This window comes from Campylobacter sp. RM16190, from assembly GCF_012978835.1.
Taxonomy (GTDB): Bacteria; Campylobacterota; Campylobacteria; order Campylobacterales; family Campylobacteraceae; genus Campylobacter_A.
In genome coordinates this window covers 1-1,089 of sequence record NZ_LIWS01000024.1, presented here as the reverse complement: position 1 = coordinate 1,089, position 1,089 = coordinate 1, and the positions used below count along the sequence as shown (strand labels likewise).

Annotated in this window: 2 tRNA genes and 1 pseudogene; all 3 read left to right on the top strand. The window is 26.2% G+C overall.

Annotated elements, in window-relative coordinates:
* Positions 1–18 precede the first annotated feature (18 nt).
* Positions 19–94: transfer RNA gene (locus CDOM16190_RS10480), tRNA-Lys, on the top strand.
* A 16-nt stretch (positions 95–110) separates the two neighbouring features.
* A tRNA-Glu gene (locus CDOM16190_RS10475) sits at positions 111–185 on the top strand.
* Positions 186–517: 332 nt separating this feature from the next.
* Positions 518–763 (top strand): annotated as a pseudogene (locus CDOM16190_RS10470) (ComEA family DNA-binding protein); the annotation flags it as partial.
* Positions 764–1,089: the final 326 nt, after the last annotated feature.

Sequence of the window (1,089 nt, the reverse complement as noted above, 5' to 3'; positions counted from 1 at the left end):
TTTAAAATCTTAGTGTGTGCCTCGTTAGCTCAGCTGGTAGAGCATATCACTCTTAATGATGGGGTCGTAGGTTCGAACCCTACACGGGGCACCATTTGATTTTGCTTGATGGCCCATTCGTCTAGCGGTTAGGACACCAGCCTCTCACGTTGGTAACACGAGTTCGAGTCTCGTATGGGTCACCAATTATTATTCTTAAACAATATTATCATTATTTTTGTATAAAAGTCTAAATTTATTATATTTTTAAAAAATGTACAATAAATTTTAAAAATTTATAACTATTCAAACTATTTTATCCATCAGCAAACAAGTCTTTAAATTTATGCGTTTATATATTACTTTTTTGATGGCAATGCATTAAGTATCTGTAGTTTATATGTCTATTTTTATAATCTATATACTATTTAAAATCATAATGCTTATAAAAATATACAAAACTACTTATATTTTTTAATATTTATATAATATCTTTGTACTATAATTTTATTAAAATTCAATTCAAAAGGAGTCAAAAATGAAAAATATATTAGGTAAGATATTTTTATCTTTAATTTTTTTATCCTCATATGCATTAGCTATAATAAATATTAATACGGCTACAAAAGAAGAGTTAATGAGCTTAAACGGCATAGGAGAGGCAAAAGCTGATGCTATTATAGAATATAGAAAAACAAATACTTTCAAAAGCGTAGAAGATCTAAAAAATGTAAGCGGAATAGGAGATAAAATATTTGAAAATTTAAAAAGAGATATTTCTATATCAGGAAAAACCAAAATACCTGAAACCAAATCAAAAGACAAGACTAAAGAAGCAAAAGATAAAATAAACAAAAAAGTGGACAATGTAAAAGAAAAGACTAAAAACAAAGAACAGAATATAAAAGAGAAAGTAAAAGAATCAAAAGATATTACAAAAGAAAAATCCAAACAAAAAACAGAAGCAAAAAATAAGATGAAAGACAAAAAAGAAATTATCAAAGACATCAAAAATCAGTAAAATAATCAATCGTATCTGAGTAATAAACTTACTCAGATACTTTTATATACTCATTCTAACAAGCAATCTCTCTAGTAAAAAATTTATGG